The sequence below is a fragment of the Chryseobacterium elymi genome (genome assembly GCF_003385495.1).
Taxonomy (GTDB): Bacteria; Bacteroidota; Bacteroidia; order Flavobacteriales; family Weeksellaceae; genus Chryseobacterium; species Chryseobacterium elymi.
This window is the reverse complement of the sequence record NZ_QNUH01000063.1, coordinates 1-941: the sequence shown is the minus strand read 5'-3', so window position 1 is coordinate 941 and position 941 is coordinate 1. Positions and strand designations below refer to the sequence as shown.

Here is a 941-nt window from a genome sequence, read left to right as displayed (position 1 = left end):
TCAAGAAATTATATTGAATATCAAGAATTCCCTTGTCCTTTTGATCTTTCATGTTTCCGTTATCATCGTAGGCTATCGTGTTTCCTGATACATCGGGATAACCTTTGTAATTGGCTTGTGTTTCAGTTATAGAATTAAGCCTGTTTCCTGTGTAGCTGTAATTTAGGTTATCTATAAGTTCAGCTGTTGCATTAAGACCTTTGCTGTTTCTTTGCAGTGTTGTAATATTTCCGTTGAGATCATAACTCATACTTTCATTAAAGAAATTATTTTGAGGAACAGAAGAGTTCGGTTCAGAAAAAATGCCGCTTTTTAATCTGTTAAGTGCATCATACTGATAATCATATCTTCTCAATGTGCCATCATTGGATGTTTTCCAGTCTACTTCTGCAATATTTCCATTATATTTCCCTGATGTTAAATTTGTATAGGCAGGATTTGTATATTTTATCTCATATCCGAATAATTTTCCGTTCAGGCTAGCAGGATCATTAATCCTGGTCATCCAGCCTCTGATGTTGTACTTATAATCAATACTTTGAAGTGGTGATCCAAGGCTAATTCCTCCGACTTTCTTGTTTTCAAGCTGAGAAAGTTCATTGTACTTATTCTGAGCCAGAATTTCTTCGGCATTACTATCTACCTGATGCTTATGAACAAGCAGCCTGTTCTGGTGATCATAGGTGAAATTTTCTGTAATAACTCTTTCCGTATCTGTATTCAATCTTTTATGTCTGGTAATGACAGTCTGAGGAACTCCTGCAAAATCCAGCTTGGATTCTGTTTTGGTATAGCCTCCCAGGTGATTAATGGAATGACTTCCAATAGCTCTTCCTTTGGTGTCGTAATAGGTGTAGTTCTTTGTCCACCCATAATCGCTGGCTTCTGTATTTTTAATATAGCTTGCAGTGGGCAGTCCTTTTGTGCTTACAGTGGAATTC

1 pseudogene is annotated in these 941 nt (G+C 36.7%); it reads right to left on the bottom strand.

From position 1 onward, the window contains the following. A pseudogene (locus tag DRF60_RS21295) lies at positions 1–941 on the bottom strand (RHS repeat-associated core domain-containing protein); the annotation flags it as partial.